General features: G+C 33.9%; 21 protein-coding genes. 15 read left to right on the top strand and 6 right to left on the bottom strand.

Annotated features, from left to right (window positions below; translation table 11 throughout):
• Positions 1-28: 28 nt before the first annotated feature.
• Positions 29-391 carry a transcriptional regulator, SarA/Rot family gene (locus C1H58_RS00270; protein WP_050331066.1) on the bottom strand — a complete coding sequence of 121 codons (363 nt, stop codon included), beginning with the start codon at positions 389-391 and terminating at the stop codon, positions 29-31.
• 510 nt (positions 392-901) lie between these two features.
• On the opposite strand from C1H58_RS00270, the gene C1H58_RS00275 reads away from it, so the two are divergent.
• A complete protein-coding gene (locus tag C1H58_RS00275) occupies positions 902-1,495 on the top strand; it encodes a hypothetical protein (protein WP_165544959.1) in 594 nt (197 codons plus the stop codon).
• 39 nt (positions 1,496-1,534) lie between these two features.
• On the opposite strand, the gene C1H58_RS00280 is transcribed toward C1H58_RS00275, so the two are convergent.
• Positions 1,535-2,887: an aspartate kinase gene (locus C1H58_RS00280; protein WP_165544960.1), complete on the bottom strand. Its 1,353-nt coding sequence runs from the start codon at positions 2,885-2,887 to the stop codon at positions 1,535-1,537.
• Positions 2,888-3,078: 191 nt separating this feature from the next.
• Here C1H58_RS00280 and C1H58_RS00285 point away from each other — a divergent pair, with 191 nt between their 5' ends.
• The 4 genes from C1H58_RS00285 to C1H58_RS00300 all read left to right on the top strand — a co-directional run bounded on the left by C1H58_RS00285 (position 3,079) and on the right by C1H58_RS00300 (position 7,491).
• Positions 3,079-4,362, top strand: a complete 1,284-nt coding sequence (locus tag C1H58_RS00285) for a homoserine dehydrogenase (RefSeq protein WP_165544961.1) — start codon at positions 3,079-3,081, stop codon at positions 4,360-4,362.
• A gap of 5 nt (positions 4,363-4,367) precedes the next feature.
• Positions 4,368-5,432 (top strand): threonine synthase, encoded by a 1,065-nt coding sequence (gene thrC / locus C1H58_RS00290; RefSeq protein WP_165544962.1) that lies wholly within the window; start codon positions 4,368-4,370, stop codon positions 5,430-5,432.
• The gene (thrB, locus tag C1H58_RS00295; protein WP_103356188.1) at positions 5,429-6,349 is read left to right on the top strand and encodes a homoserine kinase; all 921 of its coding nucleotides are present in this window, start codon (positions 5,429-5,431) and stop codon (positions 6,347-6,349) included. Before thrC ends, thrB begins: the two co-directional genes overlap by 4 nt.
• 335 nt (positions 6,350-6,684) lie before the next feature.
• Positions 6,685-7,491 (top strand): HAD family hydrolase, encoded by an 807-nt coding sequence (locus C1H58_RS00300; RefSeq protein ID WP_165544963.1) that lies wholly within the window; start codon positions 6,685-6,687, stop codon positions 7,489-7,491.
• Between the two features lie 173 nt (positions 7,492-7,664).
• On the opposite strand, the gene C1H58_RS00305 is transcribed toward C1H58_RS00300, so the two are convergent.
• The 3 genes from C1H58_RS00305 to rpmG form a co-directional block, all read right to left on the bottom strand.
• Positions 7,665-7,979, bottom strand: a complete 315-nt coding sequence (locus C1H58_RS00305) for a hypothetical protein (protein WP_016424996.1) — start codon at positions 7,977-7,979, stop codon at positions 7,665-7,667.
• Positions 7,980-8,210: 231 nt separating this feature from the next.
• Positions 8,211-9,665 carry an amino acid permease gene (locus C1H58_RS00310; RefSeq protein ID WP_165544964.1) on the bottom strand — a complete coding sequence of 485 codons (1,455 nt, stop codon included), beginning with the start codon at positions 9,663-9,665 and terminating at the stop codon, positions 8,211-8,213.
• A 610-nt stretch (positions 9,666-10,275) separates the two neighbouring features.
• A complete protein-coding gene (rpmG, locus tag C1H58_RS00315; RefSeq protein ID WP_014613994.1) occupies positions 10,276-10,425 on the bottom strand; it encodes a 50S ribosomal protein L33 in 150 nt (49 codons plus the stop codon).
• Between the two features lie 173 nt (positions 10,426-10,598).
• Between rpmG and rpsN the strand changes: the two genes are divergently transcribed.
• From rpsN to C1H58_RS00330, 3 genes are all read left to right on the top strand, one after another.
• A complete protein-coding gene (gene rpsN / locus C1H58_RS00320; RefSeq protein ID WP_016424998.1) occupies positions 10,599-10,868 on the top strand; it encodes a 30S ribosomal protein S14 in 270 nt (89 codons plus the stop codon).
• A gap of 79 nt (positions 10,869-10,947) precedes the next feature.
• A complete protein-coding gene (gene guaC / locus C1H58_RS00325) occupies positions 10,948-11,925 on the top strand; it encodes a GMP reductase (RefSeq protein WP_165544965.1) in 978 nt (325 codons plus the stop codon).
• An 8-nt stretch (positions 11,926-11,933) separates the two neighbouring features.
• Positions 11,934-12,947 carry a CAP domain-containing protein gene (locus tag C1H58_RS00330; protein WP_425353367.1) on the top strand — a complete coding sequence of 338 codons (1,014 nt, stop codon included), beginning with the start codon at positions 11,934-11,936 and terminating at the stop codon, positions 12,945-12,947.
• Positions 12,948-13,178: 231 nt separating this feature from the next.
• Here C1H58_RS00330 and lexA read toward each other — a convergent pair whose 3' ends face one another.
• On the bottom strand, positions 13,179-13,802 hold the full coding sequence (lexA, locus tag C1H58_RS00335; protein WP_016425001.1) for a transcriptional repressor LexA: 624 nt from the start codon (positions 13,800-13,802) through the stop codon (positions 13,179-13,181).
• A 144-nt stretch (positions 13,803-13,946) separates the two neighbouring features.
• On the opposite strand from lexA, the gene sosA reads away from it, so the two are divergent.
• The 7 genes from sosA (at position 13,947) to sbcC (ending at position 23,001) form a co-directional block, all read left to right on the top strand.
• Complete coding sequence (gene sosA / locus C1H58_RS00340) at positions 13,947-14,171, top strand: DNA damage-induced cell division inhibitor SosA (protein ID WP_165544966.1); 225 nt, start codon at positions 13,947-13,949, stop codon at positions 14,169-14,171.
• 388 nt (positions 14,172-14,559) lie between these two features.
• Complete coding sequence (locus C1H58_RS00345) at positions 14,560-14,796, top strand: DUF896 domain-containing protein (protein WP_050331969.1); 237 nt, start codon at positions 14,560-14,562, stop codon at positions 14,794-14,796.
• A 112-nt stretch (positions 14,797-14,908) separates the two neighbouring features.
• Complete coding sequence (tkt, locus tag C1H58_RS00350) at positions 14,909-16,894, top strand: transketolase (protein ID WP_103356189.1); 1,986 nt, start codon at positions 14,909-14,911, stop codon at positions 16,892-16,894.
• A gap of 148 nt (positions 16,895-17,042) precedes the next feature.
• On the top strand, positions 17,043-17,270 hold the full coding sequence (locus C1H58_RS00355; protein WP_014613986.1) for a YneF family protein: 228 nt from the start codon (positions 17,043-17,045) through the stop codon (positions 17,268-17,270).
• Between the two features lie 744 nt (positions 17,271-18,014).
• A complete protein-coding gene (locus C1H58_RS00360; RefSeq protein ID WP_050331050.1) occupies positions 18,015-18,482 on the top strand; it encodes a CcdC family protein in 468 nt (155 codons plus the stop codon).
• 364 nt (positions 18,483-18,846) lie between these two features.
• A complete protein-coding gene (gene sbcD, locus C1H58_RS00365) occupies positions 18,847-19,965 on the top strand; it encodes an exonuclease subunit SbcD (protein WP_165544967.1) in 1,119 nt (372 codons plus the stop codon).
• A gap of 3 nt (positions 19,966-19,968) precedes the next feature.
• Positions 19,969-23,001, top strand: a complete 3,033-nt coding sequence (gene sbcC / locus C1H58_RS00370; protein WP_165544968.1) for an exonuclease subunit SbcC — start codon at positions 19,969-19,971, stop codon at positions 22,999-23,001.
• Positions 23,002-23,091 lie beyond the last annotated feature (90 nt).

Below are 23,091 nucleotides of genomic sequence, written 5' to 3' on the forward strand. Positions count from 1 at the left end.
GTACGGTCATTTTTTTGGGGTAGAAGGCCTATTGAAGCACTTCTTTTTGGATTTGATTAAAATCATCTAATAATTGATCCATCTTCTTAGCTTGTTTGTCATCAATAGTAATAAATACTTTTCTTTCATCTTCTGTAGAACGTTCTTTACCAATGATGTCTTTTTCAGTCAGCGCCGTTAATGATTTATGTATCTCCATTAAACTGAAGTCAATCGATTGTTTGACTTTGTGCAAAGAAATACGGCGGCTATTTGTCGTTTTTAAGTGATATAAAAACAAGATGTCGTTTAACTTGAGACCATGTTGCTTTTTTAATTCACTGATAATTTTCTTTCTATTTGATTCATAAAAGAAGATAGCTTCAGTTTCCATTTTAAAATGGTTGTTCATAATTTCACTCCTTTTCTAAATTCTTAATACCCTAAGTCATATTATATTAAAATTTTTATAGTTTTAAAAGAATATTCTTAAGGAAATTCAAAAAAACTGTTTATGTCATTTAAAAGTACACAAAATATCCAATCCATACATGTAAAATTTTAACTGTTATTAAATAGGAATTCAATTATTTTTAAAGCGAAATAGTTATTGTTCAAATGTAGGAGTGATATATTTAATAGCTTACAATGAAATAATATATAATTCAACGTAAAAGTATGAATATTAAAGATTTTTGTTATTAAATTTTCTGAAACTAAACAACTATTACTAGTATTATAATTTAATAATGGATTTGCATTGCCTAAAGATTATAATTATTATACTTAATAAAAAAATATCAAAATAATTGTGACAAAAGTAGCAACAAATGTTTTTTTAAAGGTGTGTTGATTGATAAGTATAAGCTTATCTTGTATAATTACTGTCATGTGTAAGCGTTTTCCATGGAGGTGTGAATTAATGGAAGAAAATCAGAAATGTCATGTCAACCGACTGATGTACACATTAATTGAACGCGTTCCGAATGATTTTAAATTTCACGGAGAAGCAGCGACTAATTTATTTTTAAATGATCAATTATGTTTGGAAGATGGGATAGAAATTTGTGTCAACAGAATGGATTTGTTGACTGTTTTAAGTGTAATTCCTCAAAATTATCGAATTAAGGGTTTGGATAAACATGGGAAAATGCTGAATTGTGAGAAACATCGTCTACATCAAATCGCATCTGTAGAAGTTTATGAAAATGAAATATTATTACTCAATATAATTGTTTATGATGTATATAATGAAGAGTGGATGTTTCGATTAAATAATAATATTAGAATTCCTGAAAAACAAATATATTATCATTCATTAAAATGGAATGTGGATTATATAAAACCTGAAATAGTTTTAATGTATTTATTACATGAACCTTTAAATCAAAAACAAGTTCAATACTATCGTCACTTAATAGATCGCATGAGTTATTATCAATTTATTACGTTAAAAGTGGCAGTAGGTGAAGATTTATTAAGAAAGGTACTTACAGAAAGAAGTACTTATCGTTAACACCTCATTAGAGAGGGGGGATAAGTACTTCTTCTTTACTTATTTTTGATAACAATGTTGATAGCACGCTTTGACTGCGTCATCGGCATCTTTAGTAGATATACCAAACATCATTGAGATTTCAGATGAACCTTGGTTAATCATTTTTAAATTAATATTGGCCTGTGCGAGTGCGTCAGTAATTTTATTTGCTGTGCCTACCGCTGCACTCATCCCTTCACCGACAACCATTAAAATGGCCAAATCATTTTCAACACTTAACTCGTCGATTTCACAACGTTGACGGATTTCTTCTAATACTTTTTGTTCTTTTCCAACGAGTTGTGCTGAACGCATGATAATACTAATATTATCGATTCCAGATGGCATGTGGTCAAATGAAATATAATGTTTAGCCAAAATATCAAGAATATTAACTGTGAAGCCCACTTGTCTGTTCATTAAATATTTTTTTATGTTAATGCTTGTAAAGTTTTTATCACAACTGATACCGGTTACGACATTTTTTCGATCAATTTCTCGATCATGCACAATATAAGTCCCTGGATCATCGGGGCGATTTGTATTTTTAATAACGACAGGTATGCGGTAATGATAAAGAGGTTGTAATGCTTCATCATGAAAGACGCTAAATCCTGCGTAAGATAATTCTCGCATTTCACGATAGGTGATTTCGTTAATGATTTCTGGTTTTGAAATCACTTTTGGATTTGCACGGTAAATTCCGGAAACATCCGTAAAGTTTTCATACAAATCAGCTTTAACACCTCGAGCAACAATGGCACCAGTAATATCTGAGCCACCGCGAGGGAATGTCACAATATGATTTGTTTCAGAATAGCCAAAAAAGCCAGGAATAATGATTTTTTTATCATAGTTTTTAAGTTGGTTGATTTGATCGTAACTTGATTCAAGAATTTGAGCATTACCCGGATCATCTGTCACAATAATACCCGCTTCTTTTGGTGACAAATACGTCGTTGGAATCCCTTGTTCATTATTATATGCAGCGATAATTTGTGCATTGAAATTTTCTCCTGAAGATTTCAGCGCATCTAATAAACGTGCAGGCTGATCTTTTAATGTAGAAATATGGTGTTCTAATGTTTGATCGATTTCGTTTAGGACGTCTGTTTTGAGTGACAGTCCATCAATAATATCTTGAAAACGTGTTAATATTTCTTCTTTTTTATGTATATAATCTAACCCGTTAACTACTTTTTCGTACAACCTAATGAGAAGATCGGTTGTCTTGATATCATCATCATTCCGTTTACCAGGTGCAGAAACAACAATGATGCGTCTATCATTGTCACTGTTTACAATGTTTAAAACTTTTTTGATTTGTTCAGCAGACGCTACTGAACTTCCCCCAAATTTTGATACTTTCATAAATTTTGACAACCTTTCTTTAATGATGCTTTGCCTATTTAGTTTGATAAAGACTAATGGTAATATAAAGGTATATTTCTAAATTTTTAGAACTTTACAAACTTTGTGAATGAATTTATACTAAACCATATTTACATATATTTCAACTGTACTTGAATAATTTTTGAGAGAATTTAAGCGGAGGGATTTAGATGAAACAACTCAATGTTGCGTTATTAGGATTAGGTACTGTCGGTTCAGGTGTCGTAAAAATCATTGAAGAGAACCATCAACAAATTAAAGATACAATCCAAAAAGATATCCACATTAAACATATTTTGGTCCGAGACACATCAAAAAAACGTCCATTGAACATTTCTCGATATCACTTAACCGAGGATATCAATGACATTTTAAATGACAATGATGTTGATATTATTATTGAAGTAATGGGTGGGATTGAGCCGACTGTGGATTGGTTAAAAGCAGCATTGACTCAAAAGAAACATGTCATTACGGCAAATAAAGATTTATTGGCTGTTCACTTGCGCGTTTTAGAAGACCTAGCACAACAAAATGCAGTGGCGCTTAAATATGAAGCGAGTGTAGCTGGGGGTATACCGATTGTCAATGCAATAAATAATGGATTGAATGCAAATAATATCAGTAAATTCATGGGTGTCTTTAATGGTACTTCGAATTTTATTTTAACTAAAATGACAGAAGAAGGCACACCTTATGAAGATGCTTTAAAAGAAGCGCAAGATTTAGGATTTGCAGAAGTAGATCCAACAGATGATGTTGAAGGTATCGATGCAGCGCGTAAAGTCGTTATTACTTCTTATTTATCATTTAACCAAGTAATTAATTTAAAAGATGTTGAAACAGAAGGGATTAGTGGTGTAACGACCCAAGATATAGATGCTGCAAAAGCTTTAGGCTACAAGATTAAACTTATTGGGAAAGGGGCTTATGTCAACGGTAAAGTGGAAGCATCCGTGAAACCAACTTTAATTGCACATTCACACCAACTTGCAGCGGTTGAAAATGAATACAATGCGATATATGTTATCGGAGACGCTGTAGGAGAAACAATGTTTTATGGAAAAGGTGCCGGCAGTTTAGCTACAGGCTCAGCAGTCGTGAGTGACTTATTAAATGTTGCACTTCAATTTGAGTCTGATCTTCATACATTGCCACCGCATTTTGAATTAAAAACTGATAAAACAAAAGAAATGATGGACGATGGCGAAACAGTAACGATAAAAGAAAAGGAAAGTTATTATTTAGTGATTAATACACCTGAAGTTTCACAAAAGCAAGTCGAAGCGACATTGAAAAGCAAGCTACCTTTTCATAAGTCTCTTCAGATTGAAACGTTATCGTCTAATAGTGTAGCAGTGGTTGTTGTTGGTGTTGATCAACATCCAACAACTTACGTCGAATCAGAAGAAGGCTATCACGTACAAAAAGTATATCCAGTTGAAGGAGTTTGATAAGAATGAAATTATGGAAAGGTCTTGTTGAAGAATATCAATCATTTTTACCAGTCACAGATGATACACCTAAAGTGACATTAAATGAAGGGCATACGCCTTTAATTTATTGCGATACAATTTCAGAAATGTTAGGTGTCGAACTCTATGTCAAATATGAAGGTGCCAATCCTACAGGTTCATTTAAAGATAGAGGTATGGTGATGGCAGTCACTAAAGCCAAGGAACAAGGGCGTAAAATTGTAATTTGCGCATCAACGGGGAATACATCCGCTTCGGCAGCCGCTTATGCAGCAAGAGCAGGTTTAAAAGCAATTGTAGTTATTCCAGAAGGCAAAATTGCATTAGGTAAATTATCACAAGCTGTGATGTATGGTGCAGAAATTGTTTCTATTGAAGGAAACTTTGACGAAGCTTTAGAAATCGTAAAAGAAGTAGCGCAGGACGGTGAAATTGAATTAGTAAACTCTGTCAATCCATACCGTATTGAAGGTCAAAAAACAGGAGCATTTGAAATTGTCGACCAACTTGAAGGACAAGCACCTGATGTTTTAGCGATTCCTGTTGGTAATGCAGGCAATATTACCGCATATTGGAAAGGATTTAAAACTTATCATGATGCAAATCAATCTGGATTACCACAGATGTTTGGCTTTCAAGCAGAAGGCGCTTCACCTATTGTGCAAAATAAAGTAGTGAAAAATCCAGAGACTATCGCAACGGCGATTCGTATTGGTAATCCTGCAAGTTGGGACAAAGCGGTACAAGCTATTGATGAGTCACAAGGACTTATTGATGCTATCACAGACGAAGAAATTTTAGAAGCTTATCAATTGATGACGTCTAAAGAAGGTATTTTTAGTGAGCCAGCAAGTAATGCATCCATTGCAGGTCTGATTAAATTACATCGTCAAGGTCGACTCAAACAAGGTCAACGTGTTGTTGCGGTATTAACCGGAAATGGTTTAAAAGACCCAGACACTGCGATTGGTTTATTGGAGAACCCAATTCAAGCATTACCAAATAATAAGGAAAGTATTATTCAATATATTAAGGATGCGTTACAATGACAAAAAATAAATTGAGCTTGAAAGTTCCCGCATCGACTGCGAATCTAGGTTGTGGTTTTGATTCAATTGGTATGGCATTAAACAAGTTTTTATATATTGAGGCGCAAATCATTTCAGGCGAAAAATGGCGTTTTGTTCATGAAGGACCGCATTTGGTTGGTTTACCTGAAGATGAGGCGCACTATATGTATCAGATTGCTCAAAAAGTGGCGGATAAGTATCGAGTGACCTTACCTGCTTTAGAAATAAAAATGTTTAGTGATATCCCTTTAGCACGAGGTCTTGGCTCTTCGGCATCTGCACTTGTTGCTGCTTTATACATCGCCAATTATTTTGGAGACATAGAGTTATCTAAGTATGAGCTTTTACAACTTGCCACTAATATTGAAGGCCATCCTGATAATGTCGCACCGACGATTTATGGCGGATTAGTAGTGGGCTATCATAATGTAGAAACACATATCACAAGTGTTGCACATATTGATGTACCAGATGTTGATTTTATTGTCACAATACCAAGTTATGAGTTAGCGACAACAACAGCACGAAAAGTGTTGCCAGAGACATTGACGCATAAAGAAGCGGTGAAATATAGCGCTATTAGCAATACAATGATAAGTGCGTTAATTCAGCATAATTATGTTCTCGCGGGTCAAATGATGGAACAAGATGGCCTGCACGAACCGTTTCGTCAACATCTCATTCAAGATTTTGATCAAATTAAAACAATTGCCCATCGCTATCATGCTTATGCCACTGTTTTATCCGGGGCGGGACCAACTATTTTAACAATGGTAAAAAAAGAAAACAGCGGTCCACTTGTGCGTGCATTACGCAAAGAAGTTAAAAGTTGTCATTCAGAATTAGCAACTGTTAATACAACAGGTGTGGTGAGTGACGTCATTCATCATTATTAAACATGTATCGTGTCGCGTTTGATTTACGTATCAAATAAGATGGAAAGTTGAGATTGAAATATAATACATTTAGTCTAAAAGAGAACTTTAAATATAAGGTGCATAAATGTACTGTTTAAGAGCGCTTTTGTATGAAAGTTTGTACATACTTAGTTATCTTAGCTAGGGAAGGGTGAGACGAATCCAAATCGATTTCTGTCTCACTCTTCTTTATTATCTTCATTGATTCATTTGTACACTATAAAAGGGCTTTATTTGTTGTTACTCAAACGGTTTTATTGTATATGTTCAGAAGACTATTGTAAGATATAAACAAGTTGAAAGGAGATTGTTAGATGAAAATTGAATTAATTGTAATGGATATGGATGATACGTTAATGACTTCTGAAAACCATCTTTCAGAAAACACAAAATCTTATTTGCTTAATCTACAAAATGAAGGTTATAAACTTGCTTTAGCTTCAGGTCGTCCGACTGAAGGCATGTTACCGACAGCGAAAGAACTTAAAATGGATCAATATGGCAGTTATATAATGAGCTATAACGGTGCTCAAACAACAGACTTAGCCTCTGATGAAATTGTATCGAAAAAAGATATTGAGAAGGAAGAATTTGATAAAATTGTAGATTTTTGTCGAGAACGTCATTTATTTGTTCTTACGTATGATCACGGAAAGATTATCTATGATGGTGAACATGAATATATGAATCGAGAATCTGAACTGACTGGTTTAGAAATGGAAAAAGTAGATGATTTGAAAAGTTACATTCAAAAATCAGTTCCGAAAGTAATGGGTGTTGACTTTGAAGAAAATATTGAAAAAATAATTAAACAATTTGGAAATGAATTTAATAAAGCTATTGACATGACGACAAGCAAACCATTTTTCCTAGAATTCATGAGAAAAAGCGTTTCAAAAGGTGCAGCCATTGAAGCTTTAGCGGAGCGGTTGGATATTGATGTGAACCATATTGTTGCTTTTGGTGATAGTGCCAATGATATAGAAATGTTTAAAACTGCCGGTACTGCAGTTGCAATGGATAACGCATCTGATGAAGTAAAGGAACAAGCAGATATGGTAACCAAAAGTAATGATGAGGATGGAATTCCATACGCGTTAGAGCAACTTATAAACAAATAACCAATACTCGGACTCGTGAGATTTAATAGATTAAAATCGTTTGTTGTTTTCATATAAAAATTTAAAAAGCAACACAAGTCTTTAGATAACGATAAAACACATTGAAGATAAAGTGAAATTCAACTGTTATCGTTGTAACTTGTGTTGTTTTTTTATGGAACAAATTGATGATGCTATTTTGCAGTATGTGTCCACTCGTGTTTGCCACGATGACGTTTAATATGGGCATACACTTGATCCGCTGTATAGTCTAAGTTCGTATAGACCGTAATTGTGAATGCAGATTGATTCGCTTCAAACTCAGAGTCTAAATATAATTCTTTTAAATGTTGAAATAAATTGTTCATCTGATCATGGGTTAAGCTACTATATTCTCTTAATGTGCGTTTTGCTAACTGCCCATTTTTATTTTCTAAAGCTTGAACGACGATGACAAAACGTTCATCCGGCTTTAAAACATCATCGAAAAGGTTTGTTTGACCGACCATACAATAACCACCTTTACAATTTATTAACTTAATTATACATTATTTACCGATTTATAGTAAATGGGAGATAAATAGGTTTTCACATCAATATAGGGCAGTTAAAAGAGATAGTGGGATAAAAAGAAACATGGAGCGTGACTTTTTAAGTCTCACTCCATGATAGTGTATGATGACTACTGAAAATAGTCATCGTGTATAGGTTGTAATACAAAAAAGTGATTAAAGTGATATTTACGATTCACGATAGGACTCATGCTCACTTAAATCTATTTCTTCAAGAGGAATCACTTTTGTTTTATTGATTGCTTTGTGTACGAAATAAACAACAATTAGCACAATAATAGGTAAAAAGCTTTGAAGTAATTTAGAAACTTCAAAATGAACAATAGCTTCTGCTGAGCTACCAAATATTAAGAACAACAAGATTGCAATAACGATAATAGGTCCCACAGGGAAGAATGGTGCTTTATATGCAAGTAGTTGATCAATATTTTTATTTTGTTTCTTAATTGCACGTCTCATTCGGATTTGTGCAATTAAACTTGAGCCCCATACAAATGTGACAAGTGCACCAATAATATTTAGCAACCCAATGACGCTTTTTGGATTGTAGTTGGCATAGAGAGTAACAATCGCAATAAAAACAAAAGTTGTAAATAAAGCATTTAAAGGTAATTTTGAGCGATGATGAATTTTGCCTAAAAATTGAGGTGCTTGCCCATGTTGACTTAATGAATAAAGCATACGACTTGTAGTAAAAACACCAGAGTTAGCTGCTGAAAGTAATGAAGTTAAAATGACCGCATTAATGACAGAAGCAGCAAAAGCAATACCTACTTTGTCGAATACAATAGTAAATGGACTTTGTGCAATTGACCCATTTTCGTTGAGTAATGTAGGATCAGTATAAGCTAAAATGGATGAAATGACAGCGATGGATAACACATAAAACAGTAAAATTCGCCAGAACACTTGTTTAATCGCTTTAGGCATAGATTCTCTCGGATTGTCAGATTCCCCTGCAGTTACCGCAACAACTTCAGTACCACCAACTGAAAATCCAGCAATTAACAGCACGCTTAAAAATCCTGAAATGCCTCCTACGAACGGTGCTTCTCCAACCGTAAAGTTTTTAAGACCATAGTAATGCCCACCTAGAATACCAAAAATCATTAAAATACCGAGTATTATGAAAATAATAATTGTAATGACTTTGATTAATGAGAGCCAAAACTCAGCTTCTCCAAAAGCTTTTACAGTGAATACATTAACTAAGAATAGTAATGTTAGAAAAAGCAAACTCCAAACAAGAGGTGAGAAGAAATGAAAGGTATCCCAATAACTAATTACATTAGATGCGACGATGACATCTACGCTTGTAACCAACGACCAGATAGTCCAATAAAGCCATCCCATCGTGAAACCAAGTGACGGATCAACAAAACGTGTTGCATAACTACTAAAAGCACCTGACACTGGATAAAATGTTGCCATTTCCCCGATTGATGACATTAAAAAGTACAACATAATACCTATAATTATGTACGCGAGAATGGCACCTCCTGGGCCAGCTTGTGCGATAACGCCACCGGTTGCTACAAACAATCCTGTTCCGATAGCGCCCCCAATGGCAATCATTGTGATATGCCTTGATTGGAGGGTTCTACTCAAATTCTTTTCTTCCATAAACAATTTCTCCTCATAATTTAGATTTTCATTTATTTTACTTCTAAAATAGTATAGTTTCAATAGGAATTTAAGACTTTAAAGTGATAAAATTAAGGTTTTTAGAGATATACGTTCAGAGTGGCATATGACAAATAGCATGGATGGCGTTAAAGTTATGATTCAGTTTTACTTTTACAAAATTAAAATAGTAAATGAACATTTCATTCAATGGTTTAAATAAAATATGAGGAGCCTCAAAATTTAAAATGGTATGTATTACAAAATAAATGCATTATGAAGATAATTTGAAGTGACTCAATTGACTTAAGTAAGCCTTTAAAGCGCATAAAAAAAGTCAAATTACGTATTCGCGTGTGTAACGTAATTTGACTGGTGTCGTATTTTAAATAAAAGATAGGTATCCTGCTCTACTATCAAACGAGCCTAGGACATAAATAATTCAACTCAAAATTAATAATCAAATCGTTTAAATATAGAATTCTCAATGAATGTCTAATTGCCTCGAAAATATGACAAGGCAATGACACTTGTGATTTAAGTTAAAGAAATGATAGATTCATTTTCTTTTATACTTTATAATCGTAGTGTTATGATATAAGCACTACGATTATTTAGTTTCTCTGTGTAAAGTATGTTTGTTTAATCTTGGGCAGTATTTCATCATTTCAATACGCTCAGGATTAGTTCGTTTGTTTTTAGTTGTGATATAGTTACGATCACCACATTCAGTACATGCTAAAGTAACGTTTACGCGCATGGGTAGGACCTCCTTTTCAAATTGAAACTATTACGATTTAATATTTTAGCATGTCACTCCATTTTTGCCAACTCTTTTTTACTTTTTTATATTTTAAAGGCTTGCGAATAGGGAAAAGAATGTGCTATGATGTAAAACGTAATAATTACGATTCAAAGGAGTTGTTCATATAAATGGCTAAGAAGTCTAAAATAGCTAAAGAGAAAAAAAGAGAAGAAATGGTCGCTAAATATGCTGAAATTAGAAGAGAATTAAAAGCAAAAGGTGACTATGAAGGTCTTAAAAAATTACCTAGAGACGCATCACCTACACGTTTAACTCGTAGATGTAAAGTTACAGGTCGTCCTCGAGGTGTTATGCGTAAATTTGAAATGTCTCGTATCGCATTTAGAGAACATGCACACAAAGGACAAATCCCTGGTGTTAAAAAATCAAGCTGGTAAAACCGATCTCCCTTTATTTACTTTGTTTCCTAAAGATAGTATATTATCATAGGAATAAATATATAAAGGGGCTTTTTTTATGAAAATTTTTGATTATGAAGATATACAACTCATCCCTAACAAAAGTGTAGTTAAAAGTCGTTCAGAAATCGATACTTCCATTCAATTTGGACCGAAGCGTTTTAAATTACCTGTTGTCCCAGCAAATATGCAAACCGTGATGAATGAATCATTGGCAGAGTGGTTTGCTCAAAATGATTACTTTTATATCATGCATAGATTTGATGAAGCAGCACGCCTGCCATTCGTTAAATCTATGCATGAAAAAGGATACTTTGCATCAATCTCAGTAGGTGTAAAACAAGGTGAATTTGATTTTATCAATCAATTAAAAGCAGAAGGTCTTTCTCCTGAGTATATTACAATCGATATTGCACACGGTCATTCAGATCAAGTTATTGAAATGATTCAGCATATTAAAAAACAATTGCCGAATGTATTTGTTATCGCAGGGAATGTGGGTACCCCTGAAGGTGTAAGAGAACTTGAAAATGCAGGTGCAGATGCTACAAAAGTAGGTATCGGTCCAGGTCGCGTGTGTATTACTAAAATTAAAACTGGTTTTGGTACGGGTGGATGGCAACTTGCAGCAGTGAATCACTGTAGTAAAGCAGCGCGTAAACCGATTATTGCAGATGGTGGTATTCGTACACATGGTGATATCGCCAAATCAATCCGTTTTGGTGCTTCAATGGTAATGATAGGGTCATTATTTGCTGCCCATGAAGAATCACCAGGGGAAACGGTTGAAATAGACGGTAAAACATACAAGGAATACTTTGGTAGTGCATCAGAATTTCAAAAAGGTGAACGTAAAAATGTTGAGGGTAAAAAAATGTTTGTCGAACATAAAGGTGCATTAAAAGATACCCTCACTGAAATGAAAGAAGACTTACAAAGTTCAATTTCATATGCAGGTGGAAAAGACATTGATGCGCTTAGAAAGGTAGACTACGTCATCGTTCGCAATTCTATTTTTAATGGTGACAGAGATTAAAGGAGCTGTTGATTATCCGTAAATTCCTTTTGTTTTTTCTTTTAGGATTGCTAATTATTCTTTTTGTCCCAATTCAACCGAGTACAGTAATATCTGATTTTGTAAAGCCAGCTAATGAAAAAATTGATCAACTCGTCGATGGCAAAACAAATGAAACCACGTTAAAAACACCAGAACAGCAAGTTTTTGCGATGAGAAATATTCAAATGAATATGACCAAAAAGCAAGTTGATGCAAAACTCGGGCAACCAGTTTCCAAAATAGGCAACGAATACGGTACGCGCTGGTATGTTTATCATCATGATTTTAATGAGTTTGTCATGGTCAGTTTTATCAATGATAAAGTACACGGGTTGTATACGAATCAAAATATGATTACTTCTAAAAATGGGATTAAATATGGAAGCCCTAAAGATTTTGTCCGTGAAAAACTAGGAACACCTGTAGATGAAATTAAAAAAGGTCATACCATTTATAAAAAAGAACAACAAGATTATGATATTTTTGATAAAGATGGTATCTACACGACTGTTTTCTATGATAAATATGACAACCATCAACTCATGGGGTTGATGCAAATCAGTCATACGATGGAATATAAATTAAATGCGCAGTACGCTGCCCCTTCAAAATTTTTGAGTGATAGTTTTGAAAAAGGTGATTATAACTTGTTAAATGCTACAAGAGTTCAAAAAGGCTTAAAGCCATTAGCTTATTCTGATTCTCTTGCGCAAACAGCTAGAAAACATAGTACTGATATGGCAAAAAATCATTACTTTGATCATAATGATTTAAGCGGTAAAACACCATTTGATCGTATTAAAGCTGATGGTCATCAATATCAAGTTGCTGCGGAAAACTTAGCATATGGTCAAACGAGTCCTATATATGCCCATCATGGATTAATGAATTCTAAAGGACATCGGAAAAATATATTAAATAGAAGTGTGAAAACAATAGGTATTGGTGTTGATTTTAATTCAGAGCGCCAACCGTTTTTCACCGAAAATTATATCGGGTAATGTTTGATGCTGAGATAAAGGGGAATAGCTTCTTTGGAAGTGATTAACAGTGAATATGATTTGGAAAAATGAAATTAATCAACAAAATACCCCCCTTTAAATCAATCGGAAGATATTTTAGATCGTATTAAAAAATTACTCAATAAAAAATAAAAAAATAAAGCAAGCGACTAGTGAATGTGCTTCATTAAGTCGCTTGCTTTTTTTAGAAGGAGTGATCAAATGCCATTTTTACATTTCTCTGAATAAGCCAATAACTTTTCCGAGCACAGTGACATTATCTAAATAAATAGGTTCTAAACTACTGTTTTCTGGTTGAAGACGGTATCTATTTTTTTCTTTATAAAATCTTTTTACTGTAGCCTCATCTTCATCAGTCATAGCTACAATGATGTCGCCATTTTCAGCGATTGATTGGCTTCTAACAATAACTTTATCTCCGTCTAAAATACCAGCTTCAATCATACTCTCTCCGATAACATTTAGGATGAATATTTGGCCATTATGTGTTGAAGTGAAATGTTCTGGTAATGGATAGTATTCTTCAACGTTCTCAATAGCAGATATAGGTGTCCCCGCTGTGACCTTACCAATGACAGGCACATAGATAGTTTCTTCCATATTGACAGGTTCTCCCATGAGTTCATTCACAATTTCTATGGCACGAGGCTTAGTTGGATCTCGTCGAATATACCCTTTTTCTTCTAATCTAGATAAATGACCGTGCACAGTTGAGCTAGAAGCTAAACCAACTGCTTCACCGATTTCTCGAACACTCGGTGGATACCCTTTTGTTTGCACGACATGCTTTATAAATTCAAATATTTCGCTTTGTCTCTTTGTGAGTTCTCTCATTTCGCACACTCCTTCTTCGTTTGGTTTGAGGTTAGTATAACATATTGATGAAATAATCACAAACGTTTGTTCGTTTTGGTGTTGACATAGAACATTCGTTCTGTTAGAGTGTTAATACAAACAAACGTTCTAGGAGTGATAGTAATGATTCATGTTAAAATTTCAGAAATATACCTGTTTTTAGCGGTATTTATCATATCTATACTACTTTTCTTTACATTCTTTGTATTAGCAAGCGATAGCAGTCATACAGAACAAACGTACGAAATGACAGATCACTATTTGAAAACAAACCAAACAGAAAAAGTTCAAAAACACGAACACATCGATACGAATCAGCCAGCGATTGCGACAACACTTGGCCGTTAATCAAAATCAACTTTTTCTGCGTACGAAATACTTTCAATCTCCATTTTTACTTCCAATTTTTTCCAATTAGATATCCCATATATTATGACACTTCGAAGTTTTCAGTCTCATTTGAACCTCGAGTCAAAATATGCTCGAGGTCAATTAGACTTGTAGACGAACTCTTGATAAGTTCAATAAATGTAAAAGACAACCTCTTTTTGAATTAGGCATTTTAATTTTTTAATAAATTGTTTCTTTCTATATGCCTATTTTCCACAAGATAAGAAAGTTTCGGCTAAAAAAAACGGACGCTATTCCGCTTTAATTGTAATACAAGTTTAAGCGTTTGGTTTTATCCATTATATCTGTTATATTTTTGTAAAGAAAATGACGGAGGGAATTGATGATGTTTACTCAAGAAAAATTGAATCGAATCAATGAATTAGCTAATAAGAAAAAGCAAGAGGGCTTAACAGAAAGTGAAGCAAAAGAGCAATCACAATTAAGAAGTGAGTACTTAGAGATGTTTAGAAGTAGCTTCAAAAGCCAAATAGAGAACACTAAGGTCATTGATCCAGAGGGTAATGATGTTACACCTGAAAAACTTAAAGAAATCCAAAAGAAAAATCATTTACGTCACTAATTTAAAATTAGGCTTATATTTGGTGATTGGCGTGCTGATTTATTAGGCTTTATACTACCATTTCGGTTATAATGAAAATATGATGAGCATTCGAAAGGAAGGAAGTAATAATATGACAGAAACAAAAGATCAACTTGCGATTAATACATTACGTGGTTTAAGTATTGACGCCATCGAAAAAGCGAATTCAGGACACCCTGGATTACCAATGGGCGCAGCACCAATGGCTTATACTTTATGGACACGTCATTTGAATTTCAACCCTAATTCAAATGAATATTTCAACAGAGACCGTTTCATTTTATCAGCGGGTCATGGTTCAGCATTATTGTACAGTTTGCTACATGTTTCAGGAAGCTTAGAATTAGAAGAGCTTAAACAATTCAGACAATGGGGTTCTAAAACACCGGGACATCCAGAATATCACCATACTAAAGGTGTAGAAATTACGACTGGTCCCCTAGGGCAAGGTTTTGCAATGTCTGTAGGTATGGCAATGGCTGAGAAACATTTGGCGGCTAAATTTAATAAAGATATCGAAGTAGTCAACCACTACACGTATGTTTTAGCTTCTGACGGAGATTTGATGGAAGGTATTTCTCATGAAGCGGCATCATTAGCAGGACATTTAAAACTAGATAAACTCATTACGCTTTATGATTCTAATAACATTTCTTTAGATGGTGAGACAAATAAATCATTTTCTGAAGATATTAAAAAACGTTTTGAGGCATATGGTTGGAACCATATACTTGTTAAAGATGGTAATGACGTAGAGGCTATCGACAAAGCCATTTCTGAAGCTAAACAACAAAATGGTCCGACAATCATTGAAGTTAAAACAATTATTGGTGAAGGTTCACCAAATAAATCAAATAGCAATTCTGTTCATGGTGCACCTTTAGGCGAAGAAGAACGTAAGCTTACATTTGAAAACTATCAATTAGACAGTTCTAAATATTTCCATGTTGACGAAGAAGTTTATGAAATTTTCAATTCAACAATGATTAAACGTGCCAATGAAAATGAAGATGAATGGAATAAAAAAGTTGAAGCCTACAGTCAACAATATCCTGAATTATACAAAGAGTTTAAAGACGCTTTAGAAGGCCGTTTACCTGAAGGTTATGAAGCTGAACTTCCAAAATTCGAATTAGGTCATAAAGGCGCTTCACGTGCAGATTCTGGAGATGTAATTCAAGCATTAAGTAAAGCTGTTCCAACATTATTTGGTGGTTCTGCTGACTTAGCTTCTTCAAATAAATCAAATGTAAAAGAAGAAACAGACTTCTCAGCTGAAAATGGCGAAGGTAAAAACGTATGGTTCGGTGTGCGTGAATTTGCGATGGCTGCTGCCGTTAATGGTATGGCTGCACATGGTGGTTTACATCCATACGGTGCAACATTCTTTGTATTTAGTGATTATTTAAAACCTGCTTTACGTTTAGCAGCAATAATGGGACTTCGTTCTACGTTTGTGTTTACACACGATTCAATCGCTGTTGGTGAAGATGGTCCTACACATGAACCAATCGAACAATTGGCAGGCTTAAGAGCAATTCCAAATCTTAACGTGATTCGTCCAGCTGATGGTAATGAAACACGTGTTGCTTGGAAAGTTGCTGTTGAATCAAACGGTATCCCAACTGCTTTAGTATTAACACGTCAAGGTTTACCAGTGTTAGATGTAGAAGAATCTGTAGTAGAAGAAGGCGTTAGAAAAGGTGCATATGTCGTTTATGAAAGTGAAAAAGCGCCTGAGTATGTTTTATTAGCTTCTGGTTCTGAAGTAAGTTTAACAGTTGAAGTTGCAAAAGCACTTGAAGAACAAGGTAAAGGTGTTCGTGTTGTTTCAATGCCAAACTGGAATGCATTTGAAGCGCAATCAAAAGCGTACCAAGACGAAATTTTATTACCACAAGTAGAAAAACGTGTTGCTGTTGAAATGGCATCATCACTCGGTTGGCATAAATATGTAGGTATGCATGGTCTTGTTGTAGGTATTGATCGTTACGGCGCAAGTGCACCTGGCGACTTAGTTGTCGAAAAATATGGTTTTACAAAAGAAAACATATTATCTGAAATTGAAAAGTTATAATTGATGATCGCATTTAAAAGTCGAGCTTGAATTGTTCAAAATTGAGCTCGGCTTTTCTTTTAGTTATTCATATAAGTTTGCTTTCATATCTTGAAAAGAATACATAATTTTAGTAAAATGCAAAAGGATACAGAAAGTGGGTGAAACTATGGCTACATGGTTAGCAATTTTATTAATTGTTATTGCACTTATCGGTGGATTAGTGGGGGGCTTTTTCTTAGCACGTAAATATATGATGGACTATTTAAAAAAGAACCCACCTATTAATGAAGAAATGTTGCGCATGATGATGATGCAAATGGGTCAAAAACCATCTCAAAAGAAAATTAATCAAATGATGACAATGATGAATAAAAACATGGACAAAAAAATGTAATGTCCATGATGTTGATAATAGCAAAGTTTAGTACGGTAATAAAAATCGTACTAAACTTTGCTATTTTTTTAAGTTAAAATAAAGAAGGACTTTAAGCGCATGGCCATACCAGACATTTGGTTTTATTTTAAGACAAGTGGCTTCCACTCTATTAACTGAAAGAGGTAGGGTCTATGTTATACCAAATTGAGTAATGGTGTACGTCCAGTTTATTCATATAGAAAGATTTTAAAATAAATGTGATCAAACTGTGGTTTAGTTTATTTTAATGGATAAGAGGAGGTGTGACATATATGATAGGTATCATACTCATTATTGTTATATCAGCGATCGTGACCATTTATTTGGGGATAACAAAAGATGTGAATATTATCGCTTCAGTTGATGCGCAAAAGGTGCCTGCGCATTTAAAAACTAAATTGATTTATTTGTTTATAGTAATGTTATGGTTGACTAGTTTAAGTCTTATATTGACAATTGCTTTAATCGAAACACATCTTTTTATTAGTCTTATTTTGTTCGTGATAAGTTTATTATTGATGGTCTCTTTTTACATATATTATTATAAGATAAGTCAGTAGTTTCAATAAAAGGCATTGATAGACGTGTGTATAAGATGAGTTATGAAAAAGCACATGTTTAGAAGTGAAACCTTAAATAATGCGTCGAAGTAAGAAAATTAACGAATTTAAATGTCATGTGCTATACTATTGAGTATCGAATGAGAAATGAGGAGGATCAACATTGACGTATTTAGTATTATCGATTCTTATTGCATTTGTCATGGGGGCAGCGGTCATTGTAATTAGAATGAAAGCGCAAAAATATCCAGTGAATGAAAAGAAAATTCTTTTACCTCCTTTTTTTATGGCAACAGGTGCATTAATGTACGTCGTTCCCTATTTTAGACTTTCTAATTTTGAAATATTAGAGTCAGTTGTATTAGGTGTGATTTTTTCGAGTGTACTCATTATGACATCACACTTTGAAACAAAAGGGAGTCAAATCTATTTAAAAAAATCTAAAGCTTTCCCGCTTGTGCTCATCACGCTTCTATTAGTGAGAACAGTATTAAAAGTGTTTATAGGCAGTAATATTGATCCGGGTGAGTTAGCAGGTATGTTCTTTTTATTAGCTTTTAGTATGTTATTGCCATGGCGCCTTGCGATGTTACGTCGCTATCGCAAAATTAAGCACCAACTTGTACAATAAAGAGCATGTCATTAAAATGAAAAGTTTCATTTATGTATAGTAAGTTTCGTTTGTTTTAATAAAAAATGCTTGCAGTTTAGCGATATATTCATGCATCGTTGAATCGCTATTATTTATAAACTAACCGTCGTGGATTGAGTTGAATGTTTCAGCCTCAATCCATTTTTTAATCATAATCAATATGCTGGAGTGGGATAATGAAATCTATTGATATCGATCTCATTCTTTTTTTAGGTTTATTGAGTTAAAGCGAGTACATTGATATCATCGTTAAATGATGAAATGATAAATTAGAATTGGACGCTTGAAATCCAATAAAAACACCTATACAATAATAACGAACGTTTGTTCTGAGGTGATGAATATGAAAATAATACATACCGCGGATTGGCATTTAGGAAAAGTATTAAATGGCCATTCATTTTTGGAAGATCAACAGTATATTGTAGATCAATTGATAGAAGTGCTTATAAAAGAAAAACCAGATTTACTTGTTATAGCTGGTGATATCTATGATACAACATACCCTAATAAGTATGTGATTAGACTAATGGAAAATACTATCGCAAAGATAAATCTAGATTTACGAATTCCTATTGTCATGATTAATGGCAACCATGATGGTAAAGAGCGTCTACGTTATGGCGCCTCATGGTTTCAGCACAATCAACTCTACATTGCTACAGAATTAGAGCAGTGCTTAACGCCCTACATATTTGATGATGTTGCACTTTACACTATGCCTTTTTTTACTGTATCGGAAGCGCGTGAATTTCTGAATGAACCGATTGAAACATATGAGCAAGCTGTTAAGAAATTGATTGCACGTATTCAACCACATCTAGACCAAAATAAGACGAATATTTTAGTGGGACATTTCACTTTAAATGGTGCGCCCAAAAGTGATTCAGAACGTGAAATAACTGTAGGTACTATTGAAGCGGTATCGCCCCAATTTTTAAATGATTTTGATGCCGTAATGTTAGGTCATATTCATCATCCGTTTGCGACGCCATTTAAGCATATCGTCTATAGTGGTTCAATTTTGCAATATTCTTTTTCGGAAGCTGGCCAGGCAAAAGGGATTCGAATCTTTGACGTACAGCCTCATGAAATAAAACAGTCTTTTGTCCCATTGAAGCCTAAGCATGAATTAGAAGTAGTCGAAGCAAGATTTGATGATTTAATGAATGGTGAATTTGAGCGTAAAAGTAACGAAAGTTATTTTCACTTTATTGTTGAACAACTCAGTCATGTAAAGGATCCAATGCAAAAGTTAAAACAAATTTATCCCAACACTTTATCATTAACCCAACAAGTACAGACTTCCCAATACACATCTAAAGCTTTAAAAGATGTAAAAAAAATGCATCCAATAGATATTGTAGAGAAGTTCTATAGTGAAATGACGACTGAGAAGTTATCGGAATTGCAAAAAGAAAATGTAATGGCATTGTTAGAAAAGATAAAAGGGGAGGAATAAAAGATGAAACCGATACGCCTTCATCTTAAAAATTTTGGTCCTTTTTTAGATGAAACCATTGATTTTTCAAATATACAATCGAATCAACTCTTCTTAATTAGCGGAAAAACGGGTTCAGGTAAGACGATGATATTTGATGGAATGGTTTATGCGCTATATGGACGTGCGTCTACTGAAAAAAGAGAAGTGAAACATTTGAGAAGTCACTTTGCGCAACCTAAAGAACCTTTAACGGTTACCTTTGAATTTGAAATCAACGGTGGTCGTTATAAGGTCGTTCGAGAAGCTTCATTTTTGAAGCCGGGAAATAAAAATGAGACAAAACCTAAACTTGAAGTTTACCATTTAAATGGTGAGGTTTTTGAGCTGGTTGAAAGTACAATTCAAGCAGGAGACCAATTTATTTTAAATCTTTTAAAGCTTAAGCAAGATCAATTTAGACAGCTGTTTATCTTGCCACAAGGTGAATTTAAATCCTTTTTAGTTTCAAATAGCACAGATAAGCAAGCGATTTTGAGAACGCTTTTTAATACGCAACTGTATGACGTTCTTAAAAATGAGTTGGTAGGTAAAACTAAAAATATGAAGAATGAAATTGATCAAATCTATACAAAAATCCAAAGCAGTTGGGATGAAATGTATACATTAGATGACGCTGAATTGGTAGCGCAAAAACAATTGAAAAGTGAACAATATGAATTGATTCTTAATGCATTGCCGGTGTTTCAACGTATAGGACAACAACAGGTTGACGAAACAGCAGTGGAGAAAAGTAAGCGTGAAGGCGCTTTGAAAAAGATAAATGAAGCGGTTGCACGTGAAGAATCACGTCAACAATTAAAGCAACAAAAAGCGGACTTAGAACACAAATTAAATCAATTAAATGAACAACAACCTCGAATTACAGAGCTAGAAAAGAAATTAAAATTGATAACTGAAAGTCAATTCGCTATCAAAACGTATCAAAATAAGCTTGAATACGAAAAAACACTCAATTCTCAAAAAAGTAAACAGTCTACTTTAACATCAGAATTTGATGCATTGAAAGAGATAGAAGTACAAGATGCAACTTTGCTTGAAAAACATTTAGCTCAACAAGAACGGATAGACCAACAATCACAATTCATCCAAAATACAAGACATTATTTTCAACAAGTCGATCAGCTCAAACAAAAAGAACAGCGTGATCAACAAATTAATGCACAGCATCAGCAAGTAGTAGAAGAAATGGATAAAGCGAACAATGAATTACAACAAATGAGTGAAGAAGATATTGAGAAAAAACCGGATTATGAGAAAAAATCACAGTTACAAAATATGCAAATGACGCTCACTGAACAGCATACGTCACTTATAGAATCTGAAAAGCGTATGCATCTCAAGCTAAAACATGAAGAAAGTCTTGAACAGCTAAACAAACAATATGAAAATTTAACGCATGAAATTGAAGCACAGCGTGCACAGTTGCATACGATTTCAAGTCAAGGTCAACACTTACTCGATCATGAAAAAGCGGTCGTTACTTTAAGAACAGTTTTACAAGTTGATGAACCTTGTCCTGTTTGTGGACAAAATGTTTCACATGTCGATTATGGTCCGGAAATTGATGCCATTAAATCATTGCAAAGTGAAAATGTGAAAATTGAAACTCAAATTCGAGAACTCACTGAGCAAAGAATTCATTGCGGAGCGGATATCACGAATACAAAGGAAAGATTAAATGAAATTGGAGAAATTCAATTTAATAAAAATTTATTAAATGAAAATGAAGCACAACTTTTAAATGTTAAAAATGATATAGAAGCGGTTGATCATGAAAATAAACGGATTGAAGCATTACAACAACAAGTTGAACGTATTAATAAGGTATTAGATGAAAATACGCGTCAAAAGCAACTTTTAGAAAAAGAACAACAACATATTCAAGAACAATTAGAAAATTTTCAACAAATAACAGGGTACGATGATATTGTGAAGTTTCAAAACGCATTTGAGCGAATTGATTCTGAAGTTCTAGCCTTTGAGGAGCAAAAACTAGCGTTAACACAACAATTAGAAAATACACAAAATAAAGTGAAAAATCATCATTATGATTTGCGCCTTATTGCACAACAAATCGATGATGTTACAACTCAACTCAATCGACTCGACGATGAGTTGAAAATAGCAATGAAGCAATTAGATATTGCGGATGAAGCGGCATTAATGACCATTTCAAACGAAAGTGAAAATAAATCAGACTATACGTCTGAAGTAGAACAATTTCACCATGAAATACAAGCGCTTCAATTTAAACTTCAAGATGTTACGACTCAAATTTTAAATATTGAACCAAATAATATAGAGACTTTAAAAAAAGAGCAACGAGAAATACAAATACAATATGATTCTGTACAAAAGCGGTTGAATGAATTTGCTTTTCAAGTAGAGCAAAATAAGAAGACGATACAACGAATAGAACGGGAGATAGCACATTTAAAGCAGACGGTGTCAGCACAAATTGAGCTCTTTCAACTTGCCGAAATTTTAAATGGAAAAAATGAGCATAATTTAACTTTAGAAAATTATGTACTGATGCATTTTCTAGAACAAATTCTCGTTAAAGCGAATCAAAGATTGTTAAGTATGACAGGACAGCGGTATGAATTGATTAGAAATGAGAAAAAAGGGAGAGGTTTTAGTGGCTTAGAAATTGAAGTCTTTGACTATTATTCAAACCAATCACGTCATATCACCTCATTATCTGGAGGAGAAACATTTCAAGCGTCATTGGCGCTAGCTTTGGGCCTTTGTGAAGTGGTACAAAATGAGCAAGGGGGCATTGCGCTTGATGCAATGTTTATTGACGAAGGTTTCGGTACACTAGACCAAGAAACTTTAGAGACAGCATTAGATACATTAATTCAACTTCAATCGAGTGGACGATTAGTGGGTATTATTTCTCATGTCACAGAATTAAAAAATCGAATTCCTGTTATTTTAGATGTAGTTTCTAAAAATTATCAAAGTACAACTTTATTACGTTACAATGAATAATTATACGACTTATATTATGAAATTGGTTTAAAATATAAACGACAGACGGTAAGATAGAGATTCTTTTCCACCTTATCGCCTGTCGTTTTT

This window comes from Staphylococcus sp. 191 (assembly GCF_011174885.1).
GTDB classification, from domain to species: domain Bacteria; phylum Bacillota; class Bacilli; order Staphylococcales; family Staphylococcaceae; genus Staphylococcus; species Staphylococcus coagulans.

Bases quoted from the DNA above. Each gene is read 5' to 3' on its own strand.
- C1H58_RS00270 (WP_050331066.1), bottom strand. From the start codon at position 391: ATGAACAACCATTTTAAAATGGAAACTGAAGCTATCTTCTTTTATGAA.
- C1H58_RS00275 (WP_165544959.1), top strand. From the start codon at position 902: ATGGAAGAAAATCAGAAATGTCATGTCAACCGACTGATGTACACATTA.
- C1H58_RS00280 (WP_165544960.1), bottom strand. From the start codon at position 2,887: ATGAAAGTATCAAAATTTGGGGGAAGTTCAGTAGCGTCTGCTGAACAA.
- C1H58_RS00285 (WP_165544961.1), top strand. From the start codon at position 3,079: ATGAAACAACTCAATGTTGCGTTATTAGGATTAGGTACTGTCGGTTCA.
- thrC (WP_165544962.1), top strand. From the start codon at position 4,368: ATGAAATTATGGAAAGGTCTTGTTGAAGAATATCAATCATTTTTACCA.
- thrB (WP_103356188.1), top strand. From the start codon at position 5,429: ATGACAAAAAATAAATTGAGCTTGAAAGTTCCCGCATCGACTGCGAAT.
- C1H58_RS00300 (WP_165544963.1), top strand. From the start codon at position 6,685: ATGAAAATTGAATTAATTGTAATGGATATGGATGATACGTTAATGACT.
- C1H58_RS00305 (WP_016424996.1), bottom strand. From the start codon at position 7,979: ATGGTCGGTCAAACAAACCTTTTCGATGATGTTTTAAAGCCGGATGAA.
- C1H58_RS00310 (WP_165544964.1), bottom strand. From the start codon at position 9,665: ATGGAAGAAAAGAATTTGAGTAGAACCCTCCAATCAAGGCATATCACA.
- rpmG (WP_014613994.1), bottom strand. From the start codon at position 10,425: ATGCGCGTAAACGTTACTTTAGCATGTACTGAATGTGGTGATCGTAAC.
- rpsN (WP_016424998.1), top strand. From the start codon at position 10,599: ATGGCTAAGAAGTCTAAAATAGCTAAAGAGAAAAAAAGAGAAGAAATG.
- guaC (WP_165544965.1), top strand. From the start codon at position 10,948: ATGAAAATTTTTGATTATGAAGATATACAACTCATCCCTAACAAAAGT.
- lexA (WP_016425001.1), bottom strand. From the start codon at position 13,802: ATGAGAGAACTCACAAAGAGACAAAGCGAAATATTTGAATTTATAAAG.
- sosA (WP_165544966.1), top strand. From the start codon at position 13,947: ATGATTCATGTTAAAATTTCAGAAATATACCTGTTTTTAGCGGTATTT.
- C1H58_RS00345 (WP_050331969.1), top strand. From the start codon at position 14,560: ATGTTTACTCAAGAAAAATTGAATCGAATCAATGAATTAGCTAATAAG.
- tkt (WP_103356189.1), top strand. From the start codon at position 14,909: ATGACAGAAACAAAAGATCAACTTGCGATTAATACATTACGTGGTTTA.
- C1H58_RS00355 (WP_014613986.1), top strand. From the start codon at position 17,043: ATGGCTACATGGTTAGCAATTTTATTAATTGTTATTGCACTTATCGGT.
- sbcD (WP_165544967.1), top strand. From the start codon at position 18,847: ATGAAAATAATACATACCGCGGATTGGCATTTAGGAAAAGTATTAAAT.
- sbcC (WP_165544968.1), top strand. From the start codon at position 19,969: ATGAAACCGATACGCCTTCATCTTAAAAATTTTGGTCCTTTTTTAGAT.